This window comes from Halostella salina (assembly GCF_003675855.1).
Lineage (GTDB): Archaea > Halobacteriota > Halobacteria > Halobacteriales > Natronoarchaeaceae > Halostella > Halostella salina.
The window spans coordinates 282,831-298,980 of the sequence record NZ_RCIH01000002.1; the positions used below are offsets into that span (position 1 = coordinate 282,831).

The following is a 16,150-nucleotide window of genomic DNA, read 5'->3' on the forward strand; positions in this document are numbered from 1 at the left end:
AACGAGTGACGCCCTCGCCCGGTCAGAGCAGCGCCGTGACGTACTCGCCGAGGTAGATCCACGTCAGCGCGATCCACGTCTGGAACAGGAGGCTGCCGACCGCCGAGAGGGCGACGAACTCGCGGTCGCTCATCTCGGCCAGTCCGGCAGGGACCGTGAGCATTCCGCGGGTGAACAGCAGGGCGTTGCTCACGGGGACGACGATCCGGCCCCAGCGGTCGAACCAGCCCTCGAACCGGTCGAGCGACGACGCGCTCACCCGGAACCAGGACCGGTCCAGCAGGTAGCTCCGGCCGTAGCGCTTGGCGACGGTGAACAGCGCGAACTGGCCGACCGTCGCGCCCGCCACCGCGGCGAGGATGATGAGCGCCGTGTCCGCCGTCGAGTTCGACAGCAGGGCGATGCCGGCGGGGACGAGCGCCTCGCTGGGCGCGAAGTACAGCAGCATCGCGCCCTCGAGGATCAGGATGGCGAACAGCGCGACGAGTCCGTACCGGTCGAGCCACTGCCGGGCGAGCTGCTCGTCGCCGAGAAACACGAGCGCGATCCCGACGACTGCGGCGACCGCGACGCCGGCGGCCAGCGCGATCGGGCCGTACTCCGAGAGGAGCCGGCGGACGCGGCCGCGCTCGACGGAGGGGGCTTCCGACTGCATTCGTCCGCGTAAACCACCACGCCGGTAATAGGCCTTGTGACACGTCGTTGACGGCGACCTGCTGGTCTCCGGCCCGCGAGCGGACCGCGCCGCCTTTTATCGCCGCGCTCCAATGGCCGACCATGACTCTCACCCGACGTCCGCGCCGCCTGCGACAGGACGGCGTCCGCGACCTCGTCAGCGAGACCGACCTCGACGCCAGCGACCTGATCGCGCCGGTGTTCGTCGACGCGACGGTCGACGAGCGCCGTCCCATCGAGTCGATGCCCGGCCACGAGCGCGTCCCCGTCGACGAGTCGGTCGCCCGGGTCGAGGAACTGCTCGCCGTCGGCGTCGAGTCCGTGATGCTGTTCGGCGTCCCCGAGTCCAAGGACGAGCGCGGCACGCGCGCCTGGGCCGAGGACGGCGTCGTCCAGCGGGCGACCCGGCGGATCGCCGACGAGACCGACGCATACCTGATCACGGACGTGTGTCTCTGCGAGTACACGGACCACGGCCACTGCGGGGTGCTGGAGGACACAGCAGCCGAGGACCCGGACGTGACCGTCCGCAACGACGAGACGCTCGACCTGCTTTCGAAGACGGCCGTCTCGCACGCGAACGCGGGCGCGGACATGGTCGCCCCGTCGAGTATGACCGACGGGATGGTCGGGGCGATCCGGGAGGACCTCGACGCCGCCGGCCACGACCACGTGCCGATCCTGAGTTACGCGGTGAAGTACGAGAGCGCCTTCTACGGTCCGTTCCGCGACGCGGCGGACGGCGCGCCCGCCTTCGGCGACCGCCGCCACTATCAGATGGACCCGGGCAACCGCCGCGAGGCGATTCGCGAGGCCGAACTCGACGTGGAGCAGGGGGCCGACGCGCTGATGGTCAAGCCCGCGCTCCCCTATCTCGACGTGGTCAGCGACGTGCGCGAGAACTTCGAGCATCCCGTCGCCGCCTACAACGTCAGCGGCGAGTACGCGATGCTGCACGCCGCCGCGGACAGGGGGTGGCTGGATCTGGAGGCGACCGCGGTCGAGTCCCTGCTGTCGATCAAACGCGCCGGCGCGGACCTGATTCTGACGTACTTCGCGGAGGACGTGGCCGACGCGCTGTAGCGGGTCGTCGCCCGCCGCTTCGGCGTCGCGCCCCGGCGACGGTCGGGACTCGTCGCAATTTCTGCCCGAACGTTTGCCGCGGTTCGGTAGACGAATGACCGATTATCCGGTGTACATACGGACGCCCATGAACCTTATATTCGTAATACCGGATATTACTTCGGACGCCCGTCGATGAAGGGGAATGTATATCACCCAAACGTCAACGCTAAGGGTTATATTGTTACCGATATTGTCCATCTACCGTGAGCTGGAACACGAACATGGCGTTTGGAACCGGAATAGAGAACGAACGTATACCTGAGGTAACTGAGTCGGGTGTCCCGGCGGTGGTCGCCTGATGCTGTCGGACGTGGTGCTGCAGGCGACCGTGGAGGACCTGGAGACGATCGTGGAGGGTGTGAACCTCATGTGGGTGCTGGTCGTCACCTTCCTGATCTTCTTCATGCACGCCGGCTTCGCGATGCTGGAGGCGGGGCAGGTGCGCTCGAAGAACGTGGCGAACCAGCTGACGAAGAACCTGCTGACCTGGAGCGTCGGCGTCCTCGCCTTCTTCGTCGTCGGCGCGGGCGTCTCGACGGTCATCGGGACGCTGACGAGCAGCGGGACCTTCGCGCCCGCCGACCTCTACAGCACGATGACGACCAACGCGGTCAACGACTGGGTCGGCTGGCTGTTCGGCGCGGTGTTCGCGATGACCGCCGCGACGATCGTCTCCGGCGCGGTGGCCGGTCGCGCGAAGCTCCGCGCGTACGTCAGCTACACGGTCCTGCTGGCCGCGGTCATCTACCCCGTCGTCACCGGCTTCACCTGGGGCGGGGGCCTGCTGGCCGTCAACGACGGCGCGGCGAACGGCTTCATCGCCAGCGCGCTCGGTGACGTCGCCTTCGCCGACTTCGCGGGCGGCATGATCGTCCACGGGATGGGCGGTATCGCGGGGCTCACGGCGGCGTACGTCATCGGCCCGCGGATGGACCGCTACAACTCCGACGGCTCCGCCAACGTCATCCCCGGTCACTCGATGACGTTCGCGGCGCTTGGCACGCTGATCCTCGCCTTCGGCTGGTACGGCTTCAACGTCGGCACGGCCGCGACGGTCTTTGCCGTCGAGGACGGCTCGATAGTGCTCGGCGCGTTCGACTACGTCGGCCGCGTCGCGCTCAACACCACGCTCGGCATGGCCGCGGGGGCCGTCGGTGCCGGGGCGGCGGCGCTGTACAAGTCCGGCAAGGTCGACACGCTGTACGTCGCGAACGGGCTGCTCGCCGGACTGGTCGGCGTGACCGCGTCCGCGAACGTCGTCGTCTGGTACGGCGGCATCATCTCCGGCTTCGTCGCCGGGGCGCAGCTCCCCTTCGTCTTCGAATTCGTCGAGAAGCGCCTGAAGATCGACGACGTGTGTGCCGTCTTCCCCGTCCACGGCTCGGCCGGGGTCGTCGGCGCGCTGCTGCTGCCGTTCTTCCACGTCGACGGCTTCAGCGCGAGCCTGCTCGCGGCGCAGGTCATCGGCGTCGTCGTCATCTCCGCGTGGACGATCCTGGCGACCGCCGCGGTGTTCGGGCTGTTCAAGTCCATGGGCCAGGCCCGCGTCTCGCCGGAACACGAGCGTGACGGCCTCGACGTCTCCGAGCACGGCGTCGACACCTACCCCGAGTTCGGCAAGCCCGACACCGTCACCGACGGCGGGATGGACGTCGTCCGCACGGACGGCGGCTCCAGCGGCATCAAGATGGTCACGGCCATCGTGCGCCCGGACCGCCTCGGCGACGTGAAGCAGTCGCTCGCGGAGGTCGGCGCGCCGTCGCTCACCGTGACGAACGTCTCCGGCCGCGGCAGCCAGCCCGCGAAGAAGGGCCAGTGGCGCGGCGAGGAGTACACGGTCGACCTGCACCAGAAGGTGAAAGTCGAGTGCGTCGTCGCCGACATCCCGGCCGACGACGTGGTCGCGGCCATCGCCGACGGCGCGAAGACCGGCGAGCCCGGCGACGGGAAGATCTTCGTGATGCCCGTCGAGGACGCGATGCAGGTCCGCACCGGCAACACGGGTCCCGAGGCTGTGTAGGCGAACGAACTCTCGTAGCCGTATCCGGCCCGCGCGGAGCCGTGATCCGCGCGCTTTGCGGTCTGTTCTCCGGCACCCTCGTCCGCTTAGCGCCGCGGTCGGTCAGACGGTAAACCCCGGTATGACGGTGGACACGTCGACGCCGGCGACGACGACCGAAACGAACGCGAGAAACGCCAGCCCCGCCCCGAGGTAGAGGAGATACTCCAGCTTGGTTGGCAGGTCCATGGCGGCGTTCCGTCCCGAACGGACGTAGCCGTGTCGGCCGACGACTCGCGCCGGCCTACGTCGCGGTCCACGCCCGCAGCTCCGCCCGGAGCGCCCGGCGCTTGACGAGCGCGAACCCCGCGAACACCACGGCGAAGCCGACGACCGTCGCGGCGGTGAGCGATTCGCCGAGGGCGGCCCACCCCGCCAGCGCGGCGAACACGGGCACGAGGTAGTTCACGAGGTTGATCTCGACGGAGCCGAGCAGGTCCAGCAGCGAGAAGTACAGCAGGTAGCCCGCGCCGCCCGCGACGACGACGAGGTACGCCATCGCGACGGCGGCCCGCGGCGTCCACGCCACCGCCTGCGACTCGCCGAGTGCGAGGCTGGCGACGTGGAGCAGTGGCGCGCCGACGACCATCGCCCACCCCTGGAGCGCCGGGGTCGGGAGGTCGGTCCGGACGCGCTCTATCGCCACCGCGCCGACCGCCCACGCCATTGCGGCCCCGAACACCAGCGCCACGCCGAGCGCCGAGGCGTCGACGCTTCCGGTATCGGGCCGGGCGACAACCGCGACGCCGACCAGTCCGAGCAGGAGGCCGACGACGGTCGGCGCGTCGAGGCGCTCGCCCGGGAGCGCGACCGATGACGCGCCCGCGGTGATGACCGGGATGGCGCTCACCACGACGGCGGCGACGGCGCTCGTGACGTACTGCTGGCCGGCGAACAGCAGCGCGTGGTGGGCCGCGATGATACAGACGCCGGCGGCGACGACCGCCAGCCAGTCGCGACCCGCGGGCCGCCATCGCCCCTCGCCGAGCGCCGCGTACCCCAGCACCAGCACGGCGACCGCGTCGAAGCGAAACGCCGCGAGCAGCGCCGGTGGCAGCACTTCCAGCCCCGCCTTCGCCGCCGGGAAGGAGGTGCCCCAGACGGCTCCCAGCAGGACGAACCCGACCGCAGTGCGGTACCGTGCCATACCCGTCCGTCGCCCGGCGCGGGCAAAACTATTTTCATCATGTTGACAATTGTTGACACGGTCGGCGGGCGCGTCCGGAAACGGTTTTCCCGGGGCCGTTCCAACTTCGGCCTATGACCCACGAGCAGTCCCGCGACCTCTACGACCGCGCGCTGTCGGTGATGCCCGGCGGCGTCAACTCCTCGGTCCGTGCGGCGATCGAACCGTACCCGCCGTTCGCCGAACGCGGCGACGGCGGCCACCTGATCGACGCGGACGGCAACCGCTACGTCGACTGGGTGATGGGCCTCGGCCCGCTGCTGTACGGTCACGACACGCCCGAACCGGTGCAGGCGGCTGTCCAGTCCCGCGCCAGCGAGGGGCCGATGTACGGCATGCCGACCGAGGTGGAGGTCGAACACGCCGAGTTCGTCGCCCGCCACGTCCCCAGCGTCGAGATGATTCGCTTCGTCAACAGCGGCACCGAGGCGACGGTGTCGGCGGTGCGCCTCGCCCGGGGCTACACCGGCCGGAACAAGATCGTCGTCATGCAGGGCGGCTACCACGGCGCGCAGGAGTCGACGCTCGTCGAGGGCGACGCCGACCACCCGCGGCCCTCCACCAACGGCATCCCGCAGTCGTTCGCCCAGCACACGCTCCCGGTCCCGTTCAACGACGAGGAAGCGATTCACGAGGTGTTCGAGGAGCACGGCGACGACATCGCGGCCGTGCTGATCGAGCCGATCCTCGCGAACAAGGGGATCGTGACGCCGGTCGACGGCTATCACGAGACCGTCCGGGAACTCACCGAGGACCACGGCTCCCTGCTCATCTGGGACGAGGTGATCACGGGGTTCCGCGTCGGCGGCCTCCAGTGCGCCCAGGGGAAGTACGGGATCACGCCCGACGTGACGACGTTCGGGAAGATCATCGGCGGCGGCTACCCCGTCGGCGCGATCGGCGGGAAATCGGGGATAATCGAACACTTCACGCCGTCGGGCGACGTGTTCCAGGCCGGCACGTTCTCGGGCCACCCCGTGACGATGGCCGCCGGCCTCGAAACGCTGCGCTACGCCGCCGAGAACGACGTGTACGACCACGTCAACGACCTCGGGGACAAGCTCCGGCGCGGCCTCACTGACATCGTCGCGGACCAGGCCCCCGAGTACACCGTCGCCGGCGTCGACAGCATGTTCAAGGTGCTGTTCACCCGCGACGCGCCCGACGACTTCGACGGCCACTGCGAGGCCGGCTGCCGGCAGCGCCCCGACTGTCCGCGCTACGACCACTGCCCGAAGAACGGCACGGACGTGGCCGCCGGTGAGACCGACCGCTGGCGGCGCGTGTTCTGGCCGAAGATGAAGGAACAGGGCGTGTTCCTCAGCCAGAACCAGTTCGAGTCCCAGTTCGTCAGCTACGCCCACACCGAGGAGGACGTGGAGACGACGCTGGAAGCGTACAAGGAGGCGCTGTAGCGCGGGATTCGTCGATCACTTGACGGCCAGTGCGAGGTCGCTCGCCCCCGGCGAGCGTCCGAGCGCCCGGGGAAGGGCAGGCTGTCGCTACGACAGCACCCGCGAGCGAGCAATGCGAGCGAGCGGTCCAAGGAACCATCGAGGGCCGGCTCCGCCGGCCAGAGGTGGTGACGCCGTGATTTTGGTCGAGCTTTTGCCGAGTCAAGCGGACCCGGCGCGAAGCGCCGTGGTTCGCGCTACGTGGTTCGAGACGGCGAAGCCGTCTCGTCATCACGGAAACCGCGAAGCGATTTCCGAACGACAGCGCAAAAGCTCGTCGTCTTTATTCGGGCTTCAGCCCGCCGTCCTCGACGCGCATCACGGCCTCGCCGTCGGCGAGGTTCGGGGCGTCGACGAGCCGGACGATCCGCTTGTCGCCCTTGGACTTGCGGAGGTAGATGCGGAACGTGGACTTGTGGCCGAGGATGTTCCCGCCGATGGGCTGGGTCGGGTCCCCGAAGAAGGAGTCGGGGTTCGAGGCGACCTGGTTCGTCACGAGGACCGCGACGTTGTGGAGGTTGCCGACTTTATCGAGGTCGTGGAGGTGCTTGTTCAGCTTCTGCTGGCGCTCGGCGAGTTCGCCGCGGCCGACGTACTCGGCGCGGAAGTGGGCGGTCAGCGAGTCGACGCAGAGCAGGCGGATCGGGTACTCGTCGTCCTGCGTCTCGTTGGCGAGCTCCTGGGCCTTCTCGGCGAGCAGCATCTGGTGGTTGGAGTTGAACGCCTTGGCGACGTGGATCTTGTCGAGGACGCTCTCGATGAGGTCGTCCATCGCCTCGTCGTCGTCGGGGCCGCCCTCGATCTCGCGGTCTTCCATGAACGCCTCCAGCGCCTCGTCGGACAGGCCCCGGACCATGTCGTCGATGCGCTCCGGGCGGAACGTGTCCTCGCTGTCGATGAACATCGCGGCACCGCCGAGGCCGCCGTGCTCCTTGGGCAGCTGAACGTTGACGCACAGCTGGTGGGTGACCTGGGACTTGCCGGAGCCGAACTCGCCGTACACCTCGGTGATCGACTGCGTCTCGACGCCGCCGCCGAGCAGCTCGTCGACCTCGTCGATCTGCCAGCTGAGCTTGCCGATCTTCTCGCGGCGCTCCAGCACGGCCGCGCCCGTTTCGAAGCCGCCCACGTCGGCGGCCTCGCGGGCCGCCTGGACGATGTCGGCGGCGGTGCTGTCGCCGACGTCCGCGGTGTTCGACAGTTCGCTCGGGCTCGCTACCGCGAGGCCCTGGAAGGAGTCGAAGCCAGCATCCTTGAGCTTCTCTGCGGTTGCGGGACCGACGCCGGGTAGGGTTTCGAGGTCTGCATCTGCTGCCATACCTATCCGTAAGCTACCCCTGCTACATAAACCCCGGTTAACAGGAGAGTGGAAGTAAAACCGGGAGACAGCGTCGGGTGGATCCGAACCGATGTGGGAAGGTTTAGGAGGAAGAACGCGCGGAACGGCCGGAACGAGCGCGCGGCGCACCGTCGCGCCGCGGGCGAGCGCCCGGGGAAGGGCAGGCCGTCCGCGGTCGGTGTCGAGCATCCGCGCGAGCGAAGCGAGCGCGGTTCCAGCGCACCAGCATACGGCGGCGAAGCCGCCGTTTCGCCGGACGCGGCCGGTGGCCGCGTCCGGAGTTTTTGGCCGAGCTTTTTGCCGGGAGGGTGCCCGCAGCGCGCCGGCGGCGCGCGAGGACACCCGACCGGGAAAAAGGTCGTCTTAGTCCCAGGGATGCGCCCCGTCCTCGCTGGGCCACAGCGGGTACCAGTACTCCCTGTCGGCCTCGACGTCGAGTTCGCCGTCGAGGACGCTCTCCAGTTTGAACTCCGCGGAGTTGTCGCGCTCGTTGCCGGGGCGGGGAGCGAAGGGGTAGTACGCGCCGCGGCGGAACGAGTAGACCCAGTAGACGGGGTCGCCGTCGCGCTCGAAGCCGAAGACGGCGGCGAGCAGGCGGGAGCCGTAGTCGCGCTCGATGAACGTGTCGGCGGCGAAGTGGAGGCTGGTCACGAGGTCCTCGTAGTCGTCGTCGGCGAGCACGACCCAGCGGTAGCCGTGGTCGTCCTCGTGGAGCTCCGCCTCGGTGCCGGTTTCGGCCTCGCCCGCTTCGAGGATGGCGACGACCTCGTCGACGGCGTCCGCGAAGTCCGTGCTGTCGACGTCGGCGAAACAGAGCGCCGCCTCGTCGACGGCGTCGTACCCCAGGTCCGCCTGCATGGTGAGATACGCCGTGCTCATCCCGAACAGGTCCTCGGGGTCGGCGTCGCGCCCGGCGTCGGACTCCGCGCGGACGCCGAGCAACTCCCGTACACCGTCGAGCAGTCCCATGCGTGTGAGTCGGGCCGCCCACGCCTTAATCGGTTCCCCCCGCGGCCGCCCGGCGTGGCATCGCATATGAGAACGGTTATTTACTGGTGTCGTATATGAGTCCGAACTGGTATGACCCGCGCGCCACAGCTGGACGGCGACCTCTTCGAGGCGGTCCAGCGGCGGGCGGTGTTCGAGGACTCCAAGACGTTCGTCGACACCGTGCCGCTGTCGGACCCCGCCGAGATACGGCGACGGTTCAGCGAGCGGCGCGGCGACGCGGAGTTCGACCTCGACACGTTCGTCCGGAGACACTTCGCCGTCGACCGGGACTACGAGCCGCCGGACCTGCCCGCAGACCGGACGATGGCCGAACACGTCAGACACCTCTGGGACCACCTGACCTACGACCCGGCCGACCACTCGGGCAGTTCGCTCATCCCGCTGTCGGACGCGTACGTGACGCCGGGCGGGCGCTTCCGCGAGTGTTACTACTGGGACAGCTACTTCACCGCCGAGGGGCTGGCCGTCTCGGGCCGGTACGACCTGATCGAGAGCGTGGCCGACAACTTCGCGGCGCTGGTCGACCGCTTCGGCTTCGTCCCGACGGCGAACCGCGAGTACTACACCTCGCGCTCCCAGCCGCCCCTGTTCTACCGGACGGTCGACGTGCTCGCCCGAGAGCGCGGCGAGGCGGCGGTCCGGCCGTACCTCGACGCGCTGACGACTGAACACGACTTCTGGATGGACGGTGCGGACGAGCGCGAGCCGTGGAGCGCGGGCCGTCGGACCGTCCGACTCGACGACGCCGTGCTCAACCGCTACTGGGACGACGTGGCCGAGCCGCGCGAGGAGGCGTATCGCGAGGACGTGGCGCTGGCGGAGCGCGCCGACCGCCCGGCGGAGCGCCTGTACCGCGACGTTCGGGCCGCCTGCGAGTCCGGCTGGGACTTCAGTAGCCGCTGGTTCGACCCCGACGAGGGGATGGAGCGCATCCACACGACGGAGTACGTTCCGGTCGACCTCAACGCCGTCCTCTACGGCTTCGAACGGACGCTGGCCGGCTGGTTCGCGGCGACCGACTCCGAACGCGCGGCGGCGTACGAGGACCGGGCGGCGCAGCGGCGGGAAGCCGTCGAACGGTACTGCTGGGACCCCGAGCGGGCGTTCTACTTCGACTACCGGTGGACGACCCGCGAGCCGAGCACGAGCTGGACGCTGGCGGGTGTCGTCCCGCTGTTCGTCGGGCTCGCGTCGCCCGAGCGGGCCGACGACGTGGCCGACGCGCTCCGCGAGCGGTTCCTGCGGGAGGGCGGGCTGCCGGCGACGCTCACCGAGAGCGGCCAGCAGTGGGACGCGCCGAACGGCTGGGCCCCGCTCCACTGGATGGCCGTCGAGGGGCTGGAGCGCTACGGGCACGGCGATCTGGCACGGAAGGTGGCCGACCGGTGGCTCGCGGCGAACCGCGCGCAGTTCGAGCACACCGGTCGAATGCTGGAGAAGTACGACGTGTGTGACCCGACCGCCCCCGCCGGCGGCGGCGAGTACGAGCTCCAGCACGGCTTCGGCTGGACCAACGGCGTCGCGCTCGCGCTGCTGGACCGGTATCAGTAGCCCTCCATCTGCCGTTCGAGGTCGCGCAGGCGCTCGACGCGCTTCTCGGTCGGCGGGTGCGTGCTGAACAGCCGCGAGATCATCCCCTTCGAGATGGGGATGACGAAGAAGGCGTTCATCTCCGCCTCGTCGCGCATGTCACGCGTGGGGATGTTGTCCATCTCGCCGGAGATCTTCAGCAGGGCGTTCGCCAGCGCGGAGGGCTGGCCGGTGATGGTCGCGCCGCCGCGGTCCGCGGCGTACTCGCGGTAGCGGGACAGCGCCCGGATGAGGACGTAGCTGATGATCCACACCACGAGCGAGACGCCGATAGCGACGATGACGCCGCCACCGCCGTTGCGCCGCTGGCCGCCGCCGAAGAACGCGCCCCACCGGACGACGATGAACGCGATGGTCGAGAGGAACGAGGCAAGCGTCATCACGGTCATGTCCCGGTTCTTGATGTGGGCGAGTTCGTGGGCGATCACGCCCTCCAGTTCGTCCTGGTCCAGCGTGCGCAGCAGTCCCGTCGTCACGCAGACCGCGGCCTTGCGCTGGGAGCGACCCGTCGCGAACGCGTTCGGCACCCTGTCGTCGGCGACCGCGACGGTCGGCTTCGGCAGGTCGGCCTGCTGGGAGAGCCGCGAGACGGCGGCGTGGAGTTCGGGGTACTCGTCCTCGGACACCTCCGAGGCTCCCATGCTCCACAGCGTCAGCCGGTCGCTGAAGAAGTACTGCGTCAGCGAGAACCCGCCGAAGAGCACCGCGATCATGAGGATGCCGCCGCCGATGTACGAGACGAGCACGGCGGCGAAGACGATGTACAGCGCGAACAGCAGGAACATCGTCACGAACATCCGCAGGCGGAGCCCCCAGTCCGTTTTCCACTGCATACCGCACCCTACGTGGGCAGGCGGTTAAAGCGTCGCGCCGCCGACGGCTTCCCCGGCGGCGTCCGAGCAATCGGTTTAAAGGCGAGAGCGCCGTACGGGGCGGCAATGAGCGAATCACGCGCGTTCTGCCCGCGCTGTGGCGACGCCGTCGCCGAGCGCGAGGGCCTGCGCCCGGGCGAGGCCCGCAGCGACCCGAACCTCTGTGACGCCTGCTACTTCGAGGACTTCGAACTCGTCGCCGCGCCCGACCGCATCGAGGTGCAGGTCTGCTCGCAGTGCGGCGCGGTCCACCGCGGCAACCGCTGGGTCGACGTGGACGCCCGGGACTACACCGACGTGGCCATCGACGAGGTGAGCGAGGCGCTCGGCGTCCACGTCGACGCCCGCGAGGTCACCTGGCAGGTCGACCCCGAGCAGGTCGACCAGAACACGATCCGGATGCACTGCTACTTCACCGGTGTCGTCCGCGAGACGCCGCTGGAGGAGCAGGTCGTCGTCCCCGTCAAGATCTCCCGGGGCACCTGCGACCGCTGCGGCCGCATCGCGGGCGACTACTACGCCAGCATCGTCCAGGTGCGCGCGGCCGACCGCGACCCAACACCCGAGGAGGTCGAGCGAGCCGAGGCCATCGCCCACGAGGTCGTCGAGGAGATGGAGGCGACGGGGGACCGCAACGCGTTCGTCACGGAGGCCACGGAGACCGACGACGGCCTGAACCTCAAGGTGTCGACCAACAAGATCGGCAAGAAGATCGCCCGCCGTGTCACGACCGAGTTCGGCGGCTCGTTCGAGGACCACGAGACGCTCGTCACCGAGGACGAGGACGGCGAGGAGGTGTACCGGGTCACGTTCGCGGTTCGCCTCCCGCCCTTTACGCCCGGCGACGTGATCGACCCGGAGGACGGCGACGGCCCCGTTCTGGTTCGGAGCGTCCAGGGGAACCTGAAGGGGCGACGGCTCGCCTCGGGCGACCAGTACGAGGCGTCGTTCGAGGACGGCGACGCGCCCGCGGCGCGGACGCTCGGCACCGTCGACGACGCCGCCGAGACGACGCTGGTCGCCGTCGAGGACGAACACGCCGTACAGGTGCTGGACCCCGAGACGTACGAGTCCAAGACCGTCGCCCGCCCCGACTACCTCGACCCGGACGCCGACGCGGTGCCGGTGCTGAAACACCGAAACGGGCTTCACGTGCTCCCCGAGGACGCCGTCGCGGACGATGCGTGAGGACGACCTCGACGCGGCGGACGACCTCGCCGCCGTCGTCGAGAAACCCCGAGCGGAGGTCGCCATCGAGTCGCTCCGCGCCGAGGGCGTGTACGACGACGCGCGGAGGGTCCGCGAGTACGGCGACGCCGTCGCCCTGCCCGTGACCGAACCACCCGACGAGACGGAGGTCCGCGAGGTCGTCCGGCAGGTCGACCCCGACCGTCGAAACCCCGACCTCGACACCCTGCTCCGCGACCGCGGCTGGACCGACGACGAACTCGCCCGCGCACCGGGGTCGTGGAGCGTCGTCGGCAGCGTGATCCTCGTCACGTTCGACGACTGCCCCCGCGAGTCGGAGGTCGGCGAGGCGCTGCTGGAACTGCACGGCGCAGCCGACACTGTCGTGGCCAGCGAGGGCGTCAGCGGCGAGCGCCGCGAGCCGTCGGTCCGGGTCGTCGCGGGCGACGGCGACACCGAGACGGTCCACACGGAACACGGCACGCGCTACGCGCTCGATCTGGCGGAAGTGATGTTCAGCCCCGGCAACAAGGCCGAGCGCGCCCGGATGGGCGACGCTATTTCGCCCGGCGAGCGCGTCTTCGACATGTTCGCGGGGATCGGCTACTTCACGCTCCCGATGGCCCGGGCCGGCGCACACGTCACCGCCGCGGAGATCAACCCGACCGCCTTCCGCTACCTCACCGAGAACGCCGTCCTCAACGACGTGCAGGACCGCGTCAGCCCCTACCGCGCGGACTGCCGCGACGTGGAGACGACCGCGGACCGCGTCGTGATGGGCTACTACGACGCCACCGAACCGACCGAGGACGCTGACGGCCCGACCTACGAGTACCTCGACGCGGCGCTCGCCGCGCTCGAATCGGGCGGTGTCGTCCACGTCCACGACGCCTGCCCCGAGGCGCTGCTGTGGGACCGCCCCGTCTCGCGGATCGAGGCGGCCGCCGCCGAGCGCGGCCGCGAGGTCGAGGTGCTGGACAGACGGCGCGTCAAGAGCCACAGCGAGGGCGTCGCCCACGTCGTCGTCGACGCCCGGATGTCGTAGTTACCGCTGGACTCGCCGCCAGCCTATCGAATCCGCCGACGAGCTCCAACGGCCACCGCTGCAGCCACTATCGCCAGCAACGCGGCACCCAGGTACACGACGTTCGGAGTACAGGCACCGCCCGCGCTCTGTGCACACATCCGGCGCTGAAAGGCGTACCAGACCGCTACGATGGCCCCCGCGGCGGCCAGGACGGCCAGCAGATCCAACCCATGGACGATGGTTGCCTCCCGATTCATGGTTGCATGTCGCTGGAGTGAGTGAAAAAATGCTCCCCCGGACGATGGCTGTTTTCCGTCGAGGTCCGGCGTCCTCGGCTACCACTTCGGTCGGATCCCGCCGTGATAGATCAGGTGCGCGCCCGCACCGACCATCCCGAGACCGAGCAGTCGTATCCGCCGTCGCGACGCGTCGCCGGGGTCGAACTCCACGTCGAGGGCGACGCCGTACCCCACTTCCGCCGTCCACAGCAACAGTCCGGGGACGAGCAGGTGGGCGACCCCGACCAGCACCAGGGCGAGGCCGGCGAGTCGCGGGCGGTCGGCGTCGGCGACCGAATCGGCGTCCATGCCGTCGGCTAGGGGCCGTCGGAACAAACCATTCATGGTGTTCGACGCGCACGTTCGGGTATGGACCGTCAGCAACTCATCTCGCTGCTGCTCGTGGGGCTGATGCTCATGTCCTCCATCGCGTACGCGGCGAGCGTTATCTGACCGTGCCGCGACGGACGCATCGCCCGGCTACTCGGTGTCCCACACGTCCGCGATGGGGCTTTTCTTCTCGGAGCTGCTCGACCCGTCGGAACTGCTCGACCCGCGGGATCTGCCGGACGTTTCGGTCGACTCGCTTTTCCCGCCATCCCCGCCCGAACGACGCCGTCCGGACGACCGCGACCGGCCGGTCCCGCCCGTGCCGCTGCTCGCCGCGCCGGGGTCGAAAGCGGGCAGGTCCGGGCGCGTCATCCGGTCGACCTGGTCGTGGAACCAGTCCGGCATGGCGCTCCGGGCGCGGTCGAACAGGTCCAGCAGCGACGAGTCCGCGAGGTACGTCGCGCCGTGGTCGTCCGGCGCGCGGACGACGCGGCCGCAGGCCTGGATGACGGTGCGGAGCGTCGTCCGGTAGTACCACGCCCACTGGTCGTCTTCCAGTCGGTGGGCGACCCGCGAGTCGTTCGTGTTCGGGAACGGGGCCTTGCAGACCACCTGCCAGCGGGCGAGGTCGCCCTCCAGGTCCAGCGCTTCCTCCATCTTCACCGAGAGGAAGACGTCCGGGTCGTCGGTCGCCTTCCACGTTTCGAGGGCGTCGTCCCGGCCGTCGCGGTCGTGCGAGCGGACGCGGTCGGCGACGCCGAAGTCCGCGAGCAGGTCGCGCAGGCGCTCCTGGATCGCGTAGGAGTGGCAGTGGACCAGCCCCTTCTCGTCGCCGTGGCGTTGCATGATCCGGACGAGGACGCGGGCCACGTCCGGGAGCGTCTCGTCGCGCTCGGCGTAGGTCATCTTCCCCTGCGTCACGTCGTACAGCGGGCGGTGCTCGACGGGGAACGTGTGGCCGACGTCGACCAGCGCCACGTCGGCGGGGTCGAGCCCGACCTGCCGGCAGAAGGCAACCTTGTCGAGGATGGTCGCCGACAGCAGGGCAAAGCGGTTCCCGCGGTCCCAGACGGTGTGCTTGAGGTACTTCTCGGGGTTCAGCGGCTTGATCGTGAGCGGGCCCCCCTCTCCCCCGGCGTCGCCGCCGCGGCTCCCGGCGGCCTCCTGGTCGACGAGCCACTCCGTCGCGCTGTCGGGGTCGCGGTAGTCGTCGACGAACCAGTTCAGCTCGGAGATCAGCTCCTGCAGCCGGTCGCGGGTGCGGGCCTCGTCGGCCGTGAGTTCGGCCTGCGCGAGCAGGTCGTCCTTCCGGCGCTCGCACGTCCCGACCAGCGCGTCGGCGTACTCGACGGCGCGCTCGACGGAGTCGACGTCGGGCACGCGCAGGTCGTCCCAGATGGGCACCGAGCGCGGGCCGAGTTCGACGGTCGCGTACATCTCCGCCCACTCCGCGAGCCCGTGGGCCTCGTCGATGACGCAGACGTCGCGCTTGCGGAACACGTCGGAGCCGGCGGTCTGCATGAAGTACGCGAGCGTCATCGCGGCGATGCGGCGGTTCGACGCGATGGCCCGGTCCGAGAAGTACGGACAGCGGTGCTTCACGGAGCAGTCGTACCCCGACTCCCGGACGCAGGGGGCCTGGTTGACCGGCGTCCCCTCCTCGTTCGGCAGGATGCAGGTGTAGTTGCCCTTCCCGCGGATCACGTTCAGGTCGTCGAGCAGGGGGTCGGCCGCGGCGTCGTCCAGCTGTGACACCTGCGGCGTGGTGTAGTAGGCGTCGGTCGCGTCACTGGGCGACGCCTCGTCGGCCCGGCGGGCGCAGCCGGCGATGGCCCGCGCGAGCAGCGACTTGCCGCTCCCGGTCGGCGCGCGCACGAGCACCACGTCGTTCCCGGCGGCGAAGGCGTCGCGGATGTCGTCGAGTGCGTCCCGCTGGTTTCCCCGGTACGACGGCGCGGGGAACTCGTCGTGGATCCGCTCGGTGTTCACTGTCGGGGGTCGAACACCCGCGGCGTC

14 protein-coding genes are annotated in these 16,150 nt (G+C 69.6%); 6 read left to right on the plus strand and 8 right to left on the minus strand.

Annotated features, from left to right (window positions below):
• Positions 1–22 precede the first annotated feature (22 nt).
• Complete coding sequence (locus D8896_RS04775) at positions 23–655, minus strand: DedA family protein (protein ID WP_121820940.1); 633 nt, start codon at positions 653–655, stop codon at positions 23–25.
• A gap of 122 nt (positions 656–777) precedes the next feature.
• On the opposite strand from D8896_RS04775, the gene hemB reads away from it, so the two are divergent.
• Both hemB and D8896_RS04785 read left to right on the plus strand, forming a co-directional pair.
• Positions 778–1,758, plus strand: coding sequence for a porphobilinogen synthase (gene hemB / locus D8896_RS04780; protein WP_121820941.1), 981 nt, complete (start codon positions 778–780; stop codon positions 1,756–1,758).
• Between the two features lie 340 nt (positions 1,759–2,098).
• Positions 2,099–3,820: an ammonium transporter gene (locus D8896_RS04785; RefSeq protein ID WP_121820942.1), complete on the plus strand. Its 1,722-nt coding sequence runs from the start codon at positions 2,099–2,101 to the stop codon at positions 3,818–3,820.
• Between the two features lie 102 nt (positions 3,821–3,922).
• On the opposite strand, the gene D8896_RS19975 is transcribed toward D8896_RS04785, so the two are convergent.
• Positions 3,923–4,048 carry a hypothetical protein gene (locus D8896_RS19975; protein WP_259372641.1) on the minus strand — a complete coding sequence of 42 codons (126 nt, stop codon included), beginning with the start codon at positions 4,046–4,048 and terminating at the stop codon, positions 3,923–3,925.
• Between the two features lie 55 nt (positions 4,049–4,103).
• Positions 4,104–5,006, minus strand: a complete 903-nt coding sequence (locus tag D8896_RS04790) for a DMT family transporter (RefSeq protein ID WP_121820943.1) — start codon at positions 5,004–5,006, stop codon at positions 4,104–4,106.
• A 113-nt stretch (positions 5,007–5,119) separates the two neighbouring features.
• Here D8896_RS04790 and hemL point away from each other — a divergent pair, with 113 nt between their 5' ends.
• Positions 5,120–6,460 carry a glutamate-1-semialdehyde 2,1-aminomutase gene (gene hemL, locus D8896_RS04795; protein ID WP_121820944.1) on the plus strand — a complete coding sequence of 447 codons (1,341 nt, stop codon included), beginning with the start codon at positions 5,120–5,122 and terminating at the stop codon, positions 6,458–6,460.
• A 322-nt stretch (positions 6,461–6,782) separates the two neighbouring features.
• Here hemL and radA read toward each other — a convergent pair whose 3' ends face one another.
• Both radA and pspAB read right to left on the minus strand, forming a co-directional pair.
• A complete protein-coding gene (gene radA, locus D8896_RS04800; protein WP_121820945.1) occupies positions 6,783–7,817 on the minus strand; it encodes a DNA repair and recombination protein RadA in 1,035 nt (344 codons plus the stop codon).
• A gap of 384 nt (positions 7,818–8,201) precedes the next feature.
• Positions 8,202–8,807, minus strand: a complete 606-nt coding sequence (gene pspAB / locus D8896_RS04805) for a PspA-associated protein PspAB (protein ID WP_121820946.1) — start codon at positions 8,805–8,807, stop codon at positions 8,202–8,204.
• 111 nt (positions 8,808–8,918) lie between these two features.
• Between pspAB and treF the strand changes: the two genes are divergently transcribed.
• Positions 8,919–10,400, plus strand: a complete 1,482-nt coding sequence (gene treF, locus D8896_RS04810) for an alpha,alpha-trehalase TreF (RefSeq protein WP_121820947.1) — start codon at positions 8,919–8,921, stop codon at positions 10,398–10,400.
• Here the strand turns inward: treF and htpX are convergent.
• A complete protein-coding gene (gene htpX / locus D8896_RS04815) occupies positions 10,394–11,272 on the minus strand; it encodes a zinc metalloprotease HtpX (RefSeq protein WP_121820948.1) in 879 nt (292 codons plus the stop codon). The genes treF and htpX overlap by 7 nt on opposite strands.
• Positions 11,273–11,377: 105 nt before the next feature.
• Between htpX and D8896_RS04820 the strand changes: the two genes are divergently transcribed.
• Together D8896_RS04820 and D8896_RS04825 are read left to right on the plus strand one after the other, a co-directional pair.
• The gene (locus D8896_RS04820) at positions 11,378–12,499 is read left to right on the plus strand and encodes a 60S ribosomal export protein NMD3 (protein ID WP_121820949.1); all 1,122 of its coding nucleotides are present in this window, start codon (positions 11,378–11,380) and stop codon (positions 12,497–12,499) included.
• On the plus strand, positions 12,492–13,544 hold the full coding sequence (locus tag D8896_RS04825; RefSeq protein WP_121820950.1) for a class I SAM-dependent methyltransferase: 1,053 nt from the start codon (positions 12,492–12,494) through the stop codon (positions 13,542–13,544). Before D8896_RS04820 ends, D8896_RS04825 begins: the two co-directional genes overlap by 8 nt.
• Before the next feature lie 317 nt (positions 13,545–13,861).
• On the opposite strand, the gene D8896_RS04835 is transcribed toward D8896_RS04825, so the two are convergent.
• Both D8896_RS04835 and D8896_RS04840 read right to left on the minus strand, forming a co-directional pair.
• Entirely contained in the window at positions 13,862–14,113 is a 252-nt protein-coding gene (locus tag D8896_RS04835; protein ID WP_121820952.1) for a hypothetical protein, read from the minus strand.
• Positions 14,114–14,284: 171 nt separating this feature from the next.
• Positions 14,285–16,123: an ATP-dependent DNA helicase gene (locus tag D8896_RS04840; protein WP_121820953.1), complete on the minus strand. Its 1,839-nt coding sequence runs from the start codon at positions 16,121–16,123 to the stop codon at positions 14,285–14,287.
• Positions 16,124–16,150: the final 27 nt, after the last annotated feature.

Coding starts and splice junctions, on each gene's coding strand:
- D8896_RS04775 (WP_121820940.1), bottom strand. CDS start 655: ATGCAGTCGGAAGCCCCCTCCGTCGAGCGCGGCCGCGTCCGCCGGCTC.
- hemB (WP_121820941.1), top strand. CDS start 778: ATGACTCTCACCCGACGTCCGCGCCGCCTGCGACAGGACGGCGTCCGC.
- D8896_RS04785 (WP_121820942.1), top strand. CDS start 2,099: ATGCTGTCGGACGTGGTGCTGCAGGCGACCGTGGAGGACCTGGAGACG.
- D8896_RS19975 (WP_259372641.1), bottom strand. CDS start 4,048: ATGGACCTGCCAACCAAGCTGGAGTATCTCCTCTACCTCGGGGCGGGG.
- D8896_RS04790 (WP_121820943.1), bottom strand. CDS start 5,006: ATGGCACGGTACCGCACTGCGGTCGGGTTCGTCCTGCTGGGAGCCGTC.
- hemL (WP_121820944.1), top strand. CDS start 5,120: ATGACCCACGAGCAGTCCCGCGACCTCTACGACCGCGCGCTGTCGGTG.
- radA (WP_121820945.1), bottom strand. CDS start 7,817: ATGGCAGCAGATGCAGACCTCGAAACCCTACCCGGCGTCGGTCCCGCA.
- pspAB (WP_121820946.1), bottom strand. CDS start 8,807: ATGGGACTGCTCGACGGTGTACGGGAGTTGCTCGGCGTCCGCGCGGAG.
- treF (WP_121820947.1), top strand. CDS start 8,919: ATGACCCGCGCGCCACAGCTGGACGGCGACCTCTTCGAGGCGGTCCAG.
- htpX (WP_121820948.1), bottom strand. CDS start 11,272: ATGCAGTGGAAAACGGACTGGGGGCTCCGCCTGCGGATGTTCGTGACG.
- D8896_RS04820 (WP_121820949.1), top strand. CDS start 11,378: ATGAGCGAATCACGCGCGTTCTGCCCGCGCTGTGGCGACGCCGTCGCC.
- D8896_RS04825 (WP_121820950.1), top strand. CDS start 12,492: ATGCGTGAGGACGACCTCGACGCGGCGGACGACCTCGCCGCCGTCGTC.
- D8896_RS04835 (WP_121820952.1), bottom strand. CDS start 14,113: ATGGACGCCGATTCGGTCGCCGACGCCGACCGCCCGCGACTCGCCGGC.